We start from the raw sequence: 19,549 nt of genomic DNA, 5'->3' as shown, positions 1-19,549 counted from the left end.
CGTGACCCTCGATTTTAAGCTGGTGTGTAATTTGCTTTAGAAGCTGTATTTTGCCATTAAGCCTACACGATTATCTTTATAAGACTTCCCTTCGAAAGTTTCACGTTTACCATTGAGATATTCAACACCTAAATCAATTGGTTTTACTGGTGTATAAATAAAGTTGATCCAAGCTTGTTGAACTTTCTCATTAGCTGTGACATTGGCTTTGGCATAGTCAGTACCATCATCAGCAAAATGAGCTCCATAAGCCAATGTTGAACGTAAATTAGGTAAAATCTTATAGGTTCCACCGACCTGCACAGCAATGACTTCATTCTGCTCAATATCATTATTTACGACGGTATAGGCTGTATTGCTGCCATATAGATAGCTATTATCTCCGACCACATAAGATGCATCAGCAAACAGTTTTAAAGGATCAGCAACTTTAAAATCTGTACCTACAGCGATACCCCAACCGGTCTTATCATCACCTGTTTTTTCTGACTTATAGTTTTCAACTAAAGCACGTGCTGAAGCAGAACCTTTACCTTCTGCATAAGCTTGTGTCACTTTAGCGGTCAACACAGGTAATCTATATTTAAGTTTATCATCAGTTGCTGAGCTATCACCTTCCTCTGCTGAAACAAATAATTGTGTGGTCGGACTCAATTTGTAATTATAACGGACTTGAGGAATACGCTTTGTGCCACCACCGATATTGGTGGAGAAATCGATCATTTCAGGTGCATGGTTTGACAAGAAGTTGGACGTGGTTTGACCAAATAGCCAGTTATTATAAGTTAAATATGCGTGGCGGATGCGTAATCCATCATTCGTACCAGCAAAATCAACTTCAACTTTCCCTCCAACCTTTGCATCACCGACTGGCGTGGTAAAGTCTAAACCAAGACGTGTTGTTTTCGCCGTTGCTCGTAATTTATCTTTAGTTTCACCAGTAGATTTACTTACAGCGTTAAAATCCTCATCTGCACCTTCGATAATGTAGTTGGCATCTCCTCTAACGAAACCATACAGATTTACATCAGCACCGGCTTTAGACTTTAAAGATGCTAATGGTGAAACAGGTGCAGTTACTGGAGGCTGGGTTTTAACTTCCGCTAATTGTACTTGCTGCTGTTGTTGCACCTGTCTTTGTTCTTGAACTAAAGCTTTTAATGCTTCAACTTCCTGACGAAGCTTTTGAATTTCTTCCTTATCTGAAGCTGCCGCATGTGCTCCACTCATCATCAAAGCGGTGACCGTTAGCGCTAATCCTTTAATTACAAATGATTTACTATTTAGTGATAATTGCATCGAAAACTCCTAATCTATATTTTATGTTGCCTATCCATGCGAAATTGATCCGTATTTTTACTAAGAACTAAAAGGATCAAACATTTTCCAATGTATTGAGGTGCATGAATTTGGTTACTACATCTAAAAAAATGATTTATATATAAAATAAAGTTGAAACTTGAATCGAAATGAGGTGAAACCATCCTTCCAATTTACCAAGCTATTCTCTTTACTATATTTGGTAACAAATCCTACACAGCACCTTTATCTTACAGAACGATTAAAAAAATATTTCATTATTCTTATTTAGACTTTAGGCTAATACCCACATCCTTTTTCCTGTTGTTTGATTCATTATTCACGTAATTTTAATAAGAGTAAAACACCACTCCTGCTCATATTTAATACCATATTCACATAAATTTAGTATAATTAAATACCTATTAGAATGGCAAAAAAATACACTTTTCAATAATAGAAAAGTGTATGTGAAAAAATTTAACCCATTTACTTCAATTATCTACTAATGCTTTTTTATAAATTTCATCTGTTTCCATGAATAAATTGGTATTAATGTAAACATCCCAACAATCACAATAATCATCAAATAAAAGTAGTAACCTAATACATCTCCCAATATACCGCTGACCATGTAGAGTGAGCCACTGACTGTCGCCATAATTGAAACTTGAAAGGTAAAATCAGTCCCTGCAAATTGTTTACGACTGTAATGCATGATCAAAGTCAACATCACTACCAGCAACATAGCAGAACACGCATCTTCAAATGCATTGACTAGATATAGCCACAACGGACTCATCTGATAACCATGTTCATAGATAAAAGCTAAACAAACATACCCTAGCAGGCTCAGGATTTTTAACCATGAAAATGTAATCAATGCAGTTGGTCTAGCAATATATTTCAGTAAGACACCTGCTATTCCTGCCCCAGCCAAAGCTGCGACTGCACCTAACATAGTGATGTAAATTCCAATCTGTGAGAAGCTCAAGCCCATATCAACCATTAAAGGTTTGAGTAAGGGCCCCGACAACCCATCTGCAATTTTGAAACTGACCAATACCAATAGCCATGCTTTTAATTCTGAAGAAGATTTAAAATAATCCAGATATGCAGTAATCGTTTTAAATATAGAGCGAGTTGGCTGATCATGCGCGGTTTGCACTTTGGCATGAATCGGTTCTTGAAACAAAAGTACAGGTAAGGTGTTCAAAAAAACCAATAGCGCCAAAATCAAAAATGTTGCTTGCCAATGTAACCAATCCAAACACCACAACACGGCTCCACCGCCTACGATAAATCCAAGTCGTGAGCCAATCACTTGGATCGTATTCCCCCAGTGTTGTTGATCACTTTTTAGCAAATTTACTGCCAAGGCATCCGTGGCAATATCCTGCGTCGCGCCAGTCAGATTCATAAACAACAATAACCCAAAGAAAATCAACAAATAACTAGGTTGATCAAGCGCATGAATTGGGAAAAAAGATAGAATTACTAAAATGGTCACGCTGCATAATTGCGTTGGAATAATCCAACTGCGGTATTGCCCCAACCGTGACAATGCAACTCGATCCACAAATGGGGCCCAAAAGATTTTAATCGCCCAAGGCAACATCAATAATCCAAAACCACCGATATGCGCCAAAGACACACCTTGTGCTCTTAAAATTACAGGTAAAGCATGCGTCATAAAGCCAACAGGTAGACCTTGCGCCCAATATAACGAAAATAGCAGGAGATAAACCTGTCGAATATTAGGCATACGAACGATTCCTATAATCTGCAATCCACATGTCGAAGTATCTATTCATTCCATTTTCAAGATCATAAAATCTTATTTTTTGCCAATGCAGTGTATCGTATGACCGCTTAACATAATAAGAGGTTGTTATTTTAAATCTTTATTTATGCCACAACATTTTCCTGATTTACCGCCATTAGTGCCACAACGTGGAAACTTTTATAGCCGAGAGTTGTATAAAAAACTCTTTTTAAGCCAAGGTTGGACGGTCGTCGGCGAAATTCCCAATCTTCCTAAAGCCGTGGCCATTATTTCACCACACACTTCAAATATTGATGGTTGGTATGGTTTTCTCGCGATTGGTGGCTTGGGGCTAAAAATAACGGTGCTGGGAAAAGATACGTTATTTAAACCACCCTTCAAAGCTTTTCTTAACTGGGCTGGACTGATTCCAGTACGTCGCGATAGCTCATACGGGCTGACAGAACAAGTTGTTGCAACCATACACCAACACGAACGGATTTGGGTCGGTATGGCACCTGAAGGAACGCGTAAAAAAGCCGAGAAAATGAAAAGCGGTTTTTATCATATTGCACATGCAGCAGGTATTCCAATTGTCATGTTTGCATTTGATTATGATCATAAGACGATCTATAGCTTAGGTGCTTTCACACCAACAGGGCATTATCAGCAAGATCTTGAGCAGATCATGCAACACTATGTTGGCCATTTCTCACCTAAAAACCCCGAATGGCTTGCAGAGCCATTACAAAAACTAGTGAAAAAAGACTAGAAAAATAAGGGCAAATCTGATCTGATGTGCCCTTCCAATTGGTTAATTAATCTACATTCGATATGAATATTGCTCGACTGTCTTGTTTGGCACTGGTTAGCTTCACTTTATTTGGCTGTGATCCCACTGCAAAGAAAACTGTTCCTACTCCAACGATGCAAGCGCGTGAACCTGTGATTGCAATTGCTTTAGGGGGTGGAGGTGCGAAAGGCTTTGCTCATATTGGTGTGATCAAAGTGTTAGAATCACATGGGATTAAACCTAAAATTGTCACAGGTACAAGTGCCGGTAGTTTTGTCGGTAGTATTTATGCTAGCGGACAAACACCTTATCAAATGCAAAATCTTGCTTTGAAACTACAAGAATCGGATATTCGTGATTTGACCATAAACAGTCAAGGATTCATTGTGGGTCAAAAGCTGCAAAACTACGTCAACACACAAATTGGAAACAAGCCAATTGAAAAATTTCCCATTCGTTTCGCAGCTGTGGCGACACGTTTAGATAATGGTAAAAAGGCTGAATTCATTAAAGGAAATGCGGGACAAGCAGTTCGAGCATCGTGTAGCATTCCAAACGTCTTTGTTCCTACCCTCATTGGAAATACCAAATATGTCGATGGTGGACTGGTCAGCCCGATTCCAGTGAAAACTGCAAAAGATATGGGGGCTGATATCGTAATTGCGGTAGATATCTCTGCTCGACCAACAGCTGATCGACCAGTCAGCATGTGGGGATTACTTGATCAAACCCTAAACATCATGGGGCAACACAGTATCAATGAGGAACTCAATCAAGCCACGATTGTAATTCAACCTAAAGTTGGGCACCTTGGTGTACTTGATTTAAAATCCAGTAATCAAGCCATTCTTGAAGGTGAAAAAGCAGCTCAAGCGAAGATCGTTGCGATACAAAATGCAATTACTGCATTTAAGAAATCACCTGCTGCATTAAAACCTGCACCCACACCTAAATTCTAAAAAAAGACCACAGCAGCTATCGATATTTCAAATATCGACAGCTCCTGTATATTCATAGAGTTAATGATCTGCTAGAGTACAGGAGATGAATAAATTTTCATCTCCTGAATTTTTATAATGCGAGCAAATCTATGGAATTTGTAGTTGAGCCTTGGCACTGGTTTGTATTAGGGATTGTACTCATTCTTTCAGAGCTAATTATACCTGCGTTTGCCGCGCTGTGGTTCGGCATAGCTGCCATCATGGTCTGCATTTTATTATGGCTCTTCCCAATGATGGGATTTCCAACTCAAGTCATTACTTGGGGAATTTTATCTATTCTATGTACGCTTCTTTGGTTCAAATTTATCAAACCGTTATCTACGGACAAAACCAAAGCAGGCCTCTCTCGCGAAGCCACAATTGGTCAAGTTGGTATGGTGATTCAAACTGGGCTTGAGCATGAACAAATTTTAGTTCGTTTTTCATTACCCGTATTGGGTTCAGATGAATGGCATTGTCGCTGTGTGACACCTGTTCAAGTCGGTGATCGCGTACGCGTAATTGATATTTTGGGTAATGATTTAGTCGTTCAACCACATTGTACTTCATAAACAGAAAAGAGGGTTTCAAATGTCAGTCGGAACTATTGTTGTCTTAGCGTTTATCGCATTTATCGCTACGACTATTTTTAAAGGGGTTCGTCTCGTTCCCCAAGGCTATAAATGGATTGTTCAACGATTAGGTAAATACCATACCACTCTACAACCAGGTTTGAATTTCGTTATTCCTTATATCGACGAAGTCGCTTATAAAATCACCACCAAAGATATTGTTTTGGATATTCCTTCGCAAGAAGTGATTACCAGTGATAATGCTGTATTAGTGATGAATGCTGTGGCATATATCAATATTACAACACCTGAAAAAGCAGTCTATGGTATTGAGAACTATAACTGGGCAATTCAAAATATGGTCCAAACTTCACTGCGTTCAATTGCTGGTGAAATGGCTTTAGATGATGCTTTATCTTCTCGAGATCAGATCAAAGCGAAGCTTAAAGCTGCGATTTCTGATGATATTGCCGACTGGGGTATTACCCTTAAAACTGTTGAAATCCAAGATATTCAACCTTCTCACACCATGCAATCTGCAATGGAAGCACAAGCAGCAGCTGAACGTCAGCGTCGCGCAACTGTCACCAAAGCTGATGGTGAAAAGCAAGCTGCAATCCTTGAAGCAGATGGTCGTTTAGAAGCTTCGCGCCGTGATGCAGAGGCACAAGTTGTTCTTGCTGAAGCATCTAAACGTGCGATTGAAATGGTGACAAGTGCAGTGGGTGATAAAGAAACACCTGTTGCTTATTTACTTGGTGAACAATATGTTAAAGCCATGCAAGAATTATCAAAATCAGGTAATGCGAAAACAGTGGTGTTACCAGCCGATGTACTCAATACAATTCGTGGATTGATGGGCAAACACTAAACCATCATTCAAAAAACAAAGCGGCAGATCTGCCGCTTTGTTTTTTTTATCTTATTTTTTAGCTTTTTCGAGCAAGCAAAAAATGTGAAATAGCAGTTAACTCCTGCGCTTGATCACCAAAATATGCCAATGCTTCAAATGCCTGATCATGTAAATTTTGAGCATAAGCTTGGGCTTTTTCTAACCCCATCAATGCTGGGTAAGTTGATTTTTGCACTTGCTCATCTTTACCCGCAGTCTTGCCTAATGTTTCAGTACTGGCTGTAATATCCAAAATATCATCTTGTACTTGGAAAGCTAAACCAATGGTTTGCCCGAATTGACGTAATTTCGGAATCGCTGGATCCGTACCTGTGAAAACAGTAACCGCCCCCATCATGATCGCAGCTTGAATCAATGCACCTGTTTTATTGCGATGAATATTTTCTAATTCAGTTTGATCAACTTGTTTACCTTCAGCTTGCAGATCCAAAACCTGACCGCAAACCATCTTTGAACTTGCTGTAGCTAAGATTTGCATTTGCTTAAGAACAATAGCTGCATCTGTACCTTGTGCCTGGTCGTCAAATAAACGACTGCCTAAAATCTCAAATGCCATTGATTGCAGAATATCACCTGCCAACAATGCTGTGTCTTCACCAAATACCACGTGACACGTTGGTTGACCACGACGTAATAAATCATTATCCATACATGGCAAATCATCATGTGCCAAGGAATAACAATGAATTAATTCAACGGCAACGGCAGCACGGCGAACTGCGGCAAAATTATGATTTGGCTTTAACGAAGCAGTGGCGTAGCACAATGCTGGACGAACACGTTTCCCCCCAAGCATGACTGCATGATGAACTGCTGCTTTTAACGGTTCTGGAATAGAAAATGCAGCTAATGCAGTCAATAAATCTTGTTGAATACGTTGTTGAGCTTGTTTTAAAACATCCGCATTAACTGGAGAAATAGATGACACAATTGCCTCGAAATATTGAATAAGAGATGATATGACAAGATTTGTCGGAATGCCGACATCATATCATCAATTTCAAGGAAGTCCCCCTATAACAAAGGGATTTATGCAGACCTTAGAAACTATCTCCAGGAACACGCACCCAACCTTCCATCAATACACGTGCACTCCGACTCATAATGGCTTTTTTTACTGACCATTTACCATCAATCAATTCTGCCTGCGCACCGACACGCAATGTTCCCGAAGGATGACCAAAACGTACAGCCTCTCGTTCACCTCCACCAGCAGCCAAATTAACCAAGGTGCCTGGAACCGCAGCCGCTGTACCAATCGCAACAGCGGCTGTACCCATCATTGCATGGTGTAATTTGCCCATAGAAAGTGCACGTACCAGCAGATCCACCTCAGTTGCCTCAACAGATTTCCCACTTGAAGAGGTATATGTTTTTGGTTTAGATACAAAAGCGATCTTCGGCGTGTGCTGACGGGATGCGGCTTCAGAAACATCTTTAAACAACCCCATTTGCACAGCACCATAAGCACGAATCTTTTCAAAACGAGCCAGCGCTGTCGCATCACCATTGATATGATCTTGTAACTCAGTCCCTTGATAGCCGATATCTTCAGCATTTAAGAAAATGGTTGGAATACCCGCATTAATAAAGGTTGCTTGGAATGACCCAATATCAGGTACATTGAGTTGATCCACCACATTTCCTGTAGGGAACATATCGCCCCCATCTTCACCATCATCAGCAGGATCTAAAAACTCAATCTGAACTTCTGCTGCGGGGAAAGTCACACCATCTAACTCAAACTCACCAGTTTCTTGTACTTCTCCGTTAATGATCGGCACATGAGCAATGATGGTCTTCTGAATATTTTTCTGCCAAATACGTACTGTACAAATACCATTTTCAGGAATACGCTCCGCATCGACCAGACCATTTGAAATCGCAAAGGATCCAACTGCTGCAGTTAAATTACCGCAGTTACCACTCCAATCTACAAAAGGTTGATCTATCGAAACTTGCCCAAATAAATAATCCACATCATGTTCTGGTTCAGAACTTTTTGCCAAAATTACAGTTTTACTGGTACTTGAAGTTGCCCCACCCATCCCATCAATTTGCTTAGCATATGGGTCAGGACTGCCGATCACACGGAGAAGGAGTTGATCACGCGCTTGACCAGCCACTTGTGCTGATGCTGGTAAATCATCTAATTTGAAAAAAACGCCCTTACTTGTCCCCCCACGCATATAGGTAGCAGGAACTTTAATTTGTGGGACTGAACTCATTTCATTTCATCCTTTTATCGTGTTTTTCGTACAATAGCGATTTCATTTTAAATTACTGTACAACAAGCCAAAATACTTTATAACCTATTTTTCTAAGCCAAATATCATGCTTAAATTATGCTCTGTATATTCAGTGGATTGATTGTGTTTGACAATGGCAACAAAATAAAAAATTGTGAATTAAACAGCAAAAGCTATTTCTAGTTGTTTAAACATTAATCTTTGATTATTTTACCAGCGATTCAAATATAAGATTTTAAAAGATTTTTTAACACTACTTTCCAGTCATAGCCTAACTGTTGTTTTACTAGGCGAAAATCTTTCAATCTATTAGAATAATCCACTTATTCCTCGTCGAGCTCAGTCCTTTGAACAACGATACTTCTCAACTTCAGCGTGGACTAAAAAACCGTCATATTCAGCTCATCGCCATGGGTGGGGCAATTGGTACGGGCTTATTTTTAGGTTCTGCACAAGTGATCCAGTCTGCTGGACCATCTATTATTTTGGGTTATGCAATTGGCGGTTTGATCGCATTTTTAATCATGCGTCAACTCGGCGAAATGATCGTCGAAGAACCAGTTGCCGGTTCATTTAGCCATTTTGCATATAAATATTGGGGTAAATTTCCAGGTTTCCTATCTGGCTGGAACTATTGGGTCCTCTATATCTTAGTCGCTATGGCAGAACTTACTGCTGTCGCAAAATATATCAATTATTGGTGGCCTCATATTCCAGCATGGTCATCAGTATTGTTTTTCTTTATTGTGATCACGGCAATTAATCTCACCAATGTAAAATTCTATGGTGAATCTGAGTTTTGGTTAGCGATCATTAAAGTCACAGCTGTTATTGCTATGATTTTGTTTGGTCTTTTCTTACTAGCAACAGCTGATGCTAACTCAACCGCATCTTTTAGCAACCTTTGGACACATGGTGGGTTCTTCCCAAATGGTTTTGAAGGCTTGTTCTTCATGTTAGCTTTCTTGATGTTCGCTTTTGGTGGTATTGAACTCATTGGGATGGCGGCTGCAGAGGCGAAAGATCCGAAGAAAACCATTCCGAAAGCCATTAACCAAGTGGTATTTCGTATTCTGATTTTCTATATTGGTTCATTAACGATCCTTCTATCATTGGTCCCTTGGAATCAACTTGATTTAGGTGGTCTAGATAAAAGCCCATTTGTGATGATTTTCAGTCAAATGGGAATCGGTTGGGCAGCACACTTACTGAACTTCATCATCCTGACAGCGGCTTTATCTGTTTATAACAGTGGTATGTATGCGAATAGCCGTATGCTTTATGGCCTAGCTCAGCAAGGCAATGCGCCGAAAGTGTTCACAAAGACCAATAAACAAGGCGTACCAATCCCTGCTGTTTTACTCTCCGCTTTATTAATTTTTGGTTGTGTACTTTTAAACTATTTTGTACCAGAAGAAGCACTAGGTCATTTGATGTACGTAGTGGTTGGTGCTTTGGTTCTAAACTGGGCGATGATCAGCTTAACGCACCTAAAATTTAAGGCGATGGTAAAACAAAAAGATTTAAAAACCAGCTTTCCTGCATTGTGGGCACCTTTCAGTAACTATTTGGTGTTAGCATTCATCGCTGTCGTTCTTTATATCATGTGGCAACAAGGCTTTAAAGAATCAGTGTTGATGATCCCTATTTGGATCATACTCATGCTTGCGCTATATAAAGTACTTAATCTAAAACCTAAAGATTAAATTATTTAATAAAAAGTGATTGCTTCGGCAATCACTTTTTTGTTTATAATCATTGCACTATGCGCTCATAGCTTAACTGGATAGAGCAGTTGCCTCCTAAGCGACCGACGTGGGTTCGAGTCCCGCTGAGCGCACCAATCAGAATTTAAAACTATAATCAACATTGAAGCGCATTTCATTCGTCGAGTGGAACGTCATATGCGTTGGCATATCATTACGATAGTGGGAAAAACGCGCCCTCATACCTAACCCCTGTAATTTTCCTTCAGGGATTTTATATCCTAAATCGACTTCAATTGATTCTTCTTTAAAACGCTGCTTTCCATATTGGAGCAAATCAATATCCTCGCCTTTCGCATATCGTGTCATAAAGCGAAGCCCATTTAACGGCAGATCACCTAATTGTGCATCTTTAAAATCATACTCATAACGAACTGAATAAACTTTTTCATCCTTGTTTGAATAATCCGAACTCATAAAATCAAGCACAACAGGACTTTCAGTTCCTGACAAAAAAGGTAATCCAGTTGAACCAAACGACTGCATATATCCCAAAGAAACTGTATGGTTTTTATAGTTCAAACCAAATAAACCGCTAATATGGTGGTTATCAACCTCTCCAATTTCTTTGCTTCCAGTTTCAGTACTATTAAAAAAACGTACATCACTTAGAAAATTAAGTTGTTCGTTTAAAGCCTGTTTTCCGTTAAAGCCCAAAAATTGTTGTTGGTAAATGTCTTTAAGTTCAGCATGATAAGCACGTAAACGGTAATCTTTGAATTGGTAACTCCCCCCAAAGCTATAGAAATGCTCAGTCGTTGCCGCTTTATCAAAACGATGGTTTATATTATCTGTACCAACATCTGTATAGCGAATCGAATCGCGTTGTCGCACTTCATCCACATAAAACCCTTCTAATTGAAGATTTGGGATTTCATTTGAAACAAAGCGAATACCACGATAAGTCTATGGGAATAAACGTGCTGGCGATGAAAATATGGTTGGCAATTGTGGAACAAGGTCTCCCACAAAAAGCTCATTTTTTCTAAACTTAGCCTTTCCAGTAACCCCAATTTTTCCATAATAGTCATCACGAGAATTATCTGCATTGACTTTCAATAAACCGCTACGCGCATAATCATCTGCACGATTGCCCATCAAATTAAAGCCTGTCATTGCCAACACATCGACGCCGAATCCAACGACTCCCTCTGTATAGCCTGACTGTCCTTTAAAAATTAAACCTTGTGCCCAATCTCTCGCGGCTGTATATGGATATGGATCCTTCTTATAATCCCGATCAAAGTAAAAATTTCGAAATGTCAGCTCAGCTTGACTGTCTTCAATGAACTCTGCATGCACAACCTGACTAAATAACGGGCACAAACATACCCCCACCCACCATGGTGTCTTTTTCATTTTCCTATCTCAACTATTTAATTTTCAAAAATTTAAGGTGCTGTTTCAAATGAGTAATTTTGCTCTTTTTTGTTCCGATAAAAAGCACTACCCAAACTCAGAATCAAAAATATTGCGAAAATAAATACCACCCCGTAATAAGCATAGAGCGTGGCTGGAGCAATGCCCTTATCAAGAAATATGCCTGCAACCGTTGGTGATAGAATCGCACCAATACGCCCAAAACCAATCGCATACCCGACTCCACGACTACGAATGTCAGCCTCATAAATCGTAGGGGAAATTGAATATAAGCCTGCTACACAACCATTAATAAGCGTTCCTAGTAGTAAACCGACAACCAGAGCCACACTTACATGCGCTGAAACCGCAACAAATAAAAATACACAAACTGCCGTTAGTCCCAAAAAGAGGCTTAATGCATAGAAAATTTTGATACGTGATGCAAGTAATCCAATAATTGCGGCTCCAAAAATCCCACCGATACTAATCAGAATCCCAGTCGTCACACCCTGATCAGCAGACATTCCCATTGAAAGTAAAATTTTAGGTGTCCAGCTCATCACAAAATAAAAACCAAACATTACTAGGAAAAAAGCAAACCAAAGGCAAAGTGTTTGGAAGCGAAGATGACCGTCAAATAGCTTTACTAATTCCCCTTTATTTCCCGCAGTACTGGTTTTTATTTGGTGTGGTAAAGCAGACAGAGTACTTCCGCCTATTCTCTGCATCGTCATATTAATTTGCTTGAGTGCTTGTTTCGGTCTTTTTGCCAACAAATAATCCAGTGATTCTGGCAGCAACCAGATGCTCACAAATAGCATCATGATTGTAGCAATCCCACCTGCCAAGAAAATTGAACGCCATCCTAACTGTTCAATCAAAGCCAGTGATAATACACCTCCTAACGTCGCACCGATTCCATAACCAGTAGACATTAAACTCACTGCAAGACTTCTCCATCGCCCATTCGCATACTCACTTGCTAAAACATTACTACTTGCCAAAATTCCACCGACACCAATACCCGTGATAAAACGAAGTAATGCTAAGGTATTGTGATTGTCTACAAATGCGCAAGCCAACATACTTAGACCAGAAATAACTAAGCAAGATAAGATCAATAAACGACGCCCCACTTTGTCTGCAAAAGGCGCTAAAAATATTGAACCAGCAGCCATTCCAAACAGGCCTGCACTCAATAGCATTCCGATTTGTGCCCCCGACAAAGACCACTCCATAGACACTGAGGGCGCCGTAAATGCCATGACCATGACATCAAAACCATCGATAATATTTAGACAAATACAAATTGAAATCACGAACCATTGATAACGGCTCATCTTATTTTGGTTTATTTCACTTAGAACATCTCGGTTCATGTGTATATCTCCAACACTGGATAAAATACACATACATCAACGCAAAAGCGTGCGATGGCTGATCATGCATATCCCTATCCAAAAATTTATTAACATTGTTTGATTTCACAAACCGTATGCTGTCGATACGTTTTGCTAAGCATCCTGCTTTTTTTATAGTGAATATATGGATCCAAAAAATCAATGGTTTTTAACAAACAATTTAAGGATATAAAATTAAATATATGTATTTTATAAAATTAAATATAAAAATCACCAATATAAAAAAAACATTAAAATTATTAAAATTAAATATGGATCCATTTAAAAAAATAAATTATGCTTTTAGCAAGCCTATTTTTTAAACAAAGATAGCTTTTTGAGTGCAAGATGCACCAACCACACCAAAGGATTGCAATATGAAGCTAAAACAATTAGCCCACTTAACACTGGGGATCACCCTTCTTGGACACACCCTTCCAATAGCTCATGCTAAAACGACTCAAACACCGAATATCATGATCATTTTGGCAGATGATTTAGGTTTTTCAGATATTGGTGCTTACGGTAGTGAAATCAAAACACCAAACATTGACAGCCTGCTAAAACAAGGAAAAATGCTTTTTAATTTCCACGCTTCATCAATGTGTTCACCAACTAGAGCACAACTCATGACTGGTGCTGACAATCATCTCGTGGGTTTAGGCGCTATGTATGAAACCTCTAAACGCCAAACAGCACGGGTAGGTGAAAATAGCCCGCGCGCGCTACTTAAAGTCGATGGTTATTCTGGGCATTTAACCCCAAATGCCTACACACTAGCTGAGATTCTTAAGCACAAAAATTATTATACGTTCATGGTGGGTAAATGGCATTTAGGTCATGCGCCAGAACATAATCCTCATGCACGTGGTTTTGATCACTCCTTTGTTCTACTAGATGGATTCGACTTACACTTCAAAGATCAACCTAAAAACTATCCACGCAAAGTTCAATATACCGAGAATGGTCAAAAGACCGAATTGCCTGACGGCTACTTCTCTACTGATTACTTTACTCAAAAAGCTTTTGAATACCTCGATAAAAACAAACAAAAAAAACCTTTCTTTGCATACCTTGCATACACCGCACCTCACTGGCCAATTCAAGCACCTGATGCGTATTTAAATCTCTACAAAGGGAAATATGACCAAGGTTACGATGCTATCCGGAAACAACGCTTCGAAAAGCAAAAAAAGTTAGGACTTATTCCTGTTAATACAAAACTCCCAACACAACAAGGCAATCAAGCACTCAACACCAAGAGCTGGTCAGAACTATCACCAGAAGAGCGAAAATATGAAGCTCGAAAAATGGAAGTGTATGCAGGGATGATCACCCAATTGGACGATCGTATTGGCGATGTTATCCAGTATTTAAAAAAGCATAATCAATATGAAAATACACTCATTATCTTCATGTCAGATAATGGTGCCGAAGGAGGAAATCATAATTTCCCAATGGGTGAAGCAGACAATAGCTACGAAAATATTGGCAAAGCCACCTCCTATGTATATATGGGTTCACGTTGGTCAGAAGTGAGTAGCACCCCTTTCACCTATTGGAAATCAGCAGCTTCAGAGGGTGGTGTTAGAGTTCCATTCATAGTCAAATATCCACAACACCTCTCCAAAGACCGAGGAATTAATAATCATTTTGCAACTGTTCGCGATATTTTTCCAACCGTAATGGAGTTAGCAAATATTGAATCTGATCACCTCTATCCAGCATCAAACAAAAAAATCCAACCTTCAGGCTTTAGCTTAATTCCAGCCTTGAAAAGCAACAATGCACGTATCCGACCAGTAAACTATTACGACTTCAAAGAACTGCATGGCAGTCGCTATGCAAAGAATGATGAATGGAAACTCGTAGAAAACTCTCCTTCGAAATTTAACAGTCAAGGCTGGGAACTCTACAACCTAAAAAAAGATTTTAATGAACAGCATAATGTTTTTACCCAGCACCCAGATATTGTAAAAATTTTAAATGATAAGTACTTAAAATATGCCGATGAAAATGGTGTTGTCGATTTCGAACAATATATAAAACAATAGGAGTTTGCTGATGAAGACAATCATCATGCTCTTACCACTCCTATTCATATCTGGATGTCAAAAGCATACACCTGACAAACACATGACTTTAAATCTAGGCGACACGTCAAAATGTTTAAATTATTCTGGCATGCCTCCTAACTGGTCAAACGACAAAACTGCAGGCATGGTTCAACTACCTGCAGGTCAAATACAACTAGGTACAACAGAGGGTTATGCTGATGAAAAACCTTTCAAACAAGAACTCACCTCCGTCAAATCATTTTGGATTGATGCAACTGAAGTAACAAATGCTCAGTTTGCTGAATTTGTACAGCAAACTGGATATATAACAGATGCAGAAAAACAAGGTGGTGCAGCCGTATTCATTCAGCCCACCGCCCCTGTAGCAGAAATGCAATGGTGGGCTTTTAAGCCAGATGCCAATTGGAAGCAACCATGGGGGGCAAATAGCAACAAGCACCCACTTCCAAGTGAGCCTGTACGCCTAATCACATGGAATGATGCCTATGCTTATGCACATTGGTTAGGACACGACCTACCAACAGAACTTGAATGGGAATATGCCGCCAAAGGATTTCAACAACAATCAGATATCGGCCCCACCCATCAAGGACATACTACTGCAAACTACTGGCAAGGTGAGTTTCCTTATCAAAACACCCAACAAGACGGTTTCAATGAAGTTGCCCCCGTTGGCTGTTTTAAGGCAAACCCCTTTGGTCTATATGACATGATCGGAAACGTGTGGGAATGGACTCAAACCCCTTATACCGGAGTAAGAGACCATCATATGGGAGATCCAGCCACTTATAGACATGACCCCAACAGCATTTTGCAATACACCATCAAAGGAGGCTCTTATCTGTGTGCAAGTAATTATTGCGCACGTTATCGCGCTGCTGCGAGACACCCTCAAGAGCTAGATTTAGCAACGAGTCACGTTGGATTTAGAACCGTAAAAAGGAATTAACATGAAATACTTATTAGCTTATGGGATGCTTATCCCAGGGATCACTATTGCCTGCTGTTCTGCATACGCAACCGAAACTTTTAATTTTCAAAATGAGCTTAGTTTTAAAACCTTTAGTTTTGAACGCGACTACAAAGATGATCCAAGTGCAAATTCAAACAGCTTGAGCCAAGGCTTGCTTTATCGTGGTGACTGGTCAGTAAAATTGAATGACGTCCAACTTCATCTTATGCCAAGCTTACAATACGCCTATCGACTCAGTTCCGATCAGCATTCAAATGACTTTACCTTACCATTTGATGCAGACACAAAACAACAAGCCCAGCACTACAGCAAATATGGATTAGGCATGGGGGTTGAGTACAAAGACTTTCGCATCAATATTGGCGAAATCATCCCGAATACACCACTAACACCACAAGTAGACACCCACCAATTAAGAGTTAATTACAAAGGTGCTGAATTTAAATATCATCAACAACAACAAAATTTCACGCTCGGATTTATCAATCGGTATTCACCACGAAATGAAGAGGACTATAGGAAACTGGCTATTTCGCAACAAGAGTCCGATGGTTTGTATTTTTTTGAATGGAATGGGAAAAAGCCACAATATAGTTGGAAATTCTACAATGGCTATTTAACCGATATCATTAATCAAAGTTACTTGGCCTTTGATTACCAGTGGTCAGACCAACACAATACAAAATTCCGCATGTTTCAACATACCGACATTGGAGATGCAAAATTAGGTCAATATAACAACACATCCTTAGGCGCAATGCACTTTATACAACATGGTAACTTTACTACTGGTATAGGTTATCAAGAGAACTTTGGTAAAAATGGGGTACCTAAACTCGATGGATTACCCATTCCACACATGATGAACTGGACATTAGGGGCATTTACTAAAGCCAATGAAAAATCCTATCACTTCGTAAGTAGTTATGATTTTAAAGACTATATCAAAGGACTGAAGATTACCTACAAATACATATATGGCGATTCATTTCAAACGAAAAATAAAGATGACTTCGAACAAGAGAGTGATTTACTCATCCAATATGATTTAAATCACTGGGTTAAAAACCTAAAACTCCTATTCTTGAACATCAACTATGATACAAAACATGGCAAAAGCCTAGATGAGCAAAGAATGATGATTCACTATACGGTAAAGTTTTAAAACACCACAATATGGATCCAATTAATAATTTTATTTCAAACCACCCCACAAAAAAATCACTTAAAAAAACAAAAACAAGTCTAATTAAGCATAAATCACCCCTTAAAGTTACAGTCAACCCAAAACCATGGGTTGACCAACTTAATTATTTATTATAAATTGGATCCAATAAGTGATAAGGAGACGTCACACATGTTTATTAAAAATGCTTGGTATGTCGCATGCCGTCCAGAAGAAATTCAAGATAAGCCTCTTGGTCGCACAATTTGTGGTGAAAAGATCGTTTTTTATCGTGGCAAAGAAAATCAGGTCGCTGCCGTGGAAGATTTCTGCCCACATCGTGGTGCCCCCCTGTCATTAGGTTATGTTGAAGATGGAAACCTCGTATGTGGTTACCATGGTTTAGTGATGGGATGTGACGGAAAAACAGTGTCTATGCCTGCACAACGCACACATGGTTTCCCATGTAACAAAGCCTATGCGGTGATAGAAAAGTATGGGTTCATTTGGGTTTGGCCTGGAGAAAAGGCTTTAGCTTCAGAGTCGAAACTTCCTGTTTTAGAATGGGCAGAGCATCCAGAGTGGAGTTATGGAGGAGGATTATTTCATATTCAGTGCGATTACCGCCTAATGATCGATAACCTCATGGATTTAACCCATGAAACCTATGTTCACTCAAGTAGTATTGGTCAAAAAGAAATTGATGAAGCCCTACCTGTAACGAAAGTAGATGGCGATCACGTCATTACTGAGCGTTATATGGAAAATGTTATTGCACCGCCTTTTTGGCAAATGGCACTTCGTGGCAACAATTTGGCAGATGATGTACCTGTAGATCGTTGGCAACGATGTCATTTCTTCGCCCCAAGCAATGTACATATTGAAGTCGGTGTGGCACATGCTGGATATGGTGGCTATGACGCACCAAAAGATAAAAAAGTGTCCTCTATCGTCGTAGATTTCATTACACCAGAAACTGAAACCTCGCATTGGTATTTCTGGGGAATGGCCCGTAATTTCCAACCAGAAAATGCCGCACTCACCGATCAAATTCGTGAAGGTCAAGGCAAAATTTTCACTGAAGATTTAGAAATGTTGGAACAGCAACAACAAAATATTTTAAGCAATCCTCACCGAAAGTTATTGATGCTTAACATCGATGCTGGTGGAGTTCAGTCACGTAGAGTCATTGAGCGTCTACTTACTGAAGAAAGCACAACGCCTCCTGAAATATCTAAACATAAGTTTCCAAATATTCATGTGATTTAAAGGAAGATGAACATGGACGTAATGATTCATAAAATTCATCAACTCACTCCCTCAATTCGTGCATTTGAACTGGTGTCAGCGAATGATACAACGCTCCCTACTTTTGAAGCAGGTGCACATATTGACGTGCATCTTAAGAATGGCTTAACTCGCCAATACTCAATTTCAAATAGCTGCAGTGAACGACATCGTTATGTCATTGGTGTACTACATGACGCCAATTCACGAGGCGGGTCGCGCTGTATCCATACCGAATACCATGAAGGTGATCTTCTACAAATCGGGGAACCCCGTAATTTATTTAAAATTCATCCTGAAACGAAACAAGCTATTTTATTTGCAGGCGGCATTGGGATTACACCTATTTTATCCATGGCATATCGGCTTAAATCCGCACGAATTCCATTCGAGTTACATTACTTCGTCCGTAGCCATGACATGATTGCTTTCTACGGCAATTTAACTGAACATTTTGGGTCAAATATTCATTTCCATATTCAAGACCAACCAGGTACCGGTTGCGATATGTCACAGGCACTCCATCAGAATACACCCGACAAACACCTATATGTCTGTGGTCCAACAGGTTTTATGGAGTTTGTGACTAACTCTGCAATACAAGCTGGATGGCAAACTGAACAGCTACACCAAGAGCATTTTGTTGCTCAAATCACAGACACATCAAACAATAAAGATTTTACTATTGAAGTTAAAGGGACAGATCGTCAAATCAAGGTGTTAGCCCACCAGACTGCCACCCAAGCTTTGATTGAACATGGTTTTGATGTGCCAATTTCCTGTGAGCAAGGCATCTGTGGCACTTGTATTACTCGTGTAATCGAAGGCACACCAGACCATCGTGATGTATTTATGACCGATGAAGAACATGCACTTAATAACCAGTTTACACCTTGTTGTTCTCGTGCAAAATCAGAAAAACTCGTCATTGAATTATAATTATTTCG

15 protein-coding genes, 1 tRNA gene and 1 pseudogene are annotated in these 19,549 nt (G+C 39.5%); 11 read left to right on the top strand and 6 right to left on the bottom strand.

The features are described from left to right. Positions 1-36: 36 nt before the first annotated feature. On the bottom strand, positions 37-1,299 hold the full coding sequence (locus F2A31_RS03735; RefSeq protein ID WP_150025252.1) for a DcaP family trimeric outer membrane transporter: 1,263 nt from the start codon (positions 1,297-1,299) through the stop codon (positions 37-39). 505 nt (positions 1,300-1,804) lie between these two features. Further along, entirely contained in the window at positions 1,805-3,064 is a 1,260-nt protein-coding gene (locus tag F2A31_RS03730; RefSeq protein WP_150025251.1) for an MFS transporter, read from the bottom strand. A 145-nt stretch (positions 3,065-3,209) separates the two neighbouring features. Here F2A31_RS03730 and F2A31_RS03725 point away from each other — a divergent pair, with 145 nt between their 5' ends. From F2A31_RS03725 to F2A31_RS03710, 4 genes are all read left to right on the top strand, one after another. Next, positions 3,210-3,836 (top strand): lysophospholipid acyltransferase family protein, encoded by a 627-nt coding sequence (locus F2A31_RS03725; RefSeq protein ID WP_150025250.1) that lies wholly within the window; start codon positions 3,210-3,212, stop codon positions 3,834-3,836. 62 nt (positions 3,837-3,898) lie between these two features. Next, positions 3,899-4,816, top strand: a complete 918-nt coding sequence (locus F2A31_RS03720) for a patatin-like phospholipase family protein (protein WP_150025249.1) — start codon at positions 3,899-3,901, stop codon at positions 4,814-4,816. Positions 4,817-4,947: 131 nt separating this feature from the next. Further along, positions 4,948-5,409 carry an NfeD family protein gene (locus tag F2A31_RS03715; RefSeq protein ID WP_150025248.1) on the top strand — a complete coding sequence of 154 codons (462 nt, stop codon included), beginning with the start codon at positions 4,948-4,950 and terminating at the stop codon, positions 5,407-5,409. 19 nt (positions 5,410-5,428) lie between these two features. After that, positions 5,429-6,280: an SPFH domain-containing protein gene (locus F2A31_RS03710; RefSeq protein ID WP_150025247.1), complete on the top strand. Its 852-nt coding sequence runs from the start codon at positions 5,429-5,431 to the stop codon at positions 6,278-6,280. A gap of 58 nt (positions 6,281-6,338) precedes the next feature. Here F2A31_RS03710 and F2A31_RS03705 read toward each other — a convergent pair whose 3' ends face one another. Both F2A31_RS03705 and prpF read right to left on the bottom strand, forming a co-directional pair. Further along, entirely contained in the window at positions 6,339-7,250 is a 912-nt protein-coding gene (locus F2A31_RS03705) for a polyprenyl synthetase family protein (RefSeq protein ID WP_150025246.1), read from the bottom strand. A gap of 112 nt (positions 7,251-7,362) precedes the next feature. After that, entirely contained in the window at positions 7,363-8,550 is a 1,188-nt protein-coding gene (prpF, locus tag F2A31_RS03700) for a 2-methylaconitate cis-trans isomerase PrpF (protein ID WP_150025245.1), read from the bottom strand. Between the two features lie 368 nt (positions 8,551-8,918). Between prpF and F2A31_RS03695 the strand changes: the two genes are divergently transcribed. Together F2A31_RS03695 and F2A31_RS03690 are read left to right on the top strand one after the other, a co-directional pair. Further along, positions 8,919-10,277, top strand: coding sequence for an amino acid permease (locus tag F2A31_RS03695; protein ID WP_150025244.1), 1,359 nt, complete (start codon positions 8,919-8,921; stop codon positions 10,275-10,277). Between the two features lie 61 nt (positions 10,278-10,338). Continuing rightward, a tRNA-Arg gene (locus F2A31_RS03690) sits at positions 10,339-10,414 on the top strand. A 1-nt stretch (position 10,415) separates the two neighbouring features. Here F2A31_RS03690 and F2A31_RS03685 read toward each other — a convergent pair. Together F2A31_RS03685 and F2A31_RS03680 are read right to left on the bottom strand one after the other, a co-directional pair. Beyond that, positions 10,416-11,696: pseudogene (locus tag F2A31_RS03685) on the bottom strand (OprD family outer membrane porin). A 32-nt stretch (positions 11,697-11,728) separates the two neighbouring features. Beyond that, positions 11,729-13,078: an MFS transporter gene (locus F2A31_RS03680; protein ID WP_150025243.1), complete on the bottom strand. Its 1,350-nt coding sequence runs from the start codon at positions 13,076-13,078 to the stop codon at positions 11,729-11,731. A gap of 398 nt (positions 13,079-13,476) precedes the next feature. Between F2A31_RS03680 and F2A31_RS03675 the strand changes: the two genes are divergently transcribed. From F2A31_RS03675 to F2A31_RS03655, 5 genes are all read left to right on the top strand, one after another. Further along, positions 13,477-15,153, top strand: coding sequence for an arylsulfatase (locus F2A31_RS03675; protein ID WP_150025242.1), 1,677 nt, complete (start codon positions 13,477-13,479; stop codon positions 15,151-15,153). 10 nt (positions 15,154-15,163) lie between these two features. Then, complete coding sequence (locus F2A31_RS03670) at positions 15,164-16,126, top strand: formylglycine-generating enzyme family protein (RefSeq protein WP_228715645.1); 963 nt, start codon at positions 15,164-15,166, stop codon at positions 16,124-16,126. Position 16,127: 1 nt separating this feature from the next. Then, positions 16,128-17,315, top strand: coding sequence for an OprD family outer membrane porin (locus tag F2A31_RS03665; RefSeq protein WP_150025241.1), 1,188 nt, complete (start codon positions 16,128-16,130; stop codon positions 17,313-17,315). A 192-nt stretch (positions 17,316-17,507) separates the two neighbouring features. After that, on the top strand, positions 17,508-18,584 hold the full coding sequence (locus F2A31_RS03660; protein ID WP_150025240.1) for an aromatic ring-hydroxylating dioxygenase subunit alpha: 1,077 nt from the start codon (positions 17,508-17,510) through the stop codon (positions 18,582-18,584). A gap of 12 nt (positions 18,585-18,596) precedes the next feature. Further along, positions 18,597-19,541, top strand: a complete 945-nt coding sequence (locus tag F2A31_RS03655) for a PDR/VanB family oxidoreductase (RefSeq protein ID WP_150025239.1) — start codon at positions 18,597-18,599, stop codon at positions 19,539-19,541. Positions 19,542-19,549: the final 8 nt, after the last annotated feature.

It is taken from the genome of Acinetobacter suaedae (assembly GCF_008630915.1).
In the GTDB taxonomy this organism is placed as follows: Bacteria; Pseudomonadota; Gammaproteobacteria; order Pseudomonadales; family Moraxellaceae; genus Acinetobacter; species Acinetobacter suaedae.
This window is presented reverse-complemented; position numbering and strand designations above follow the sequence as displayed.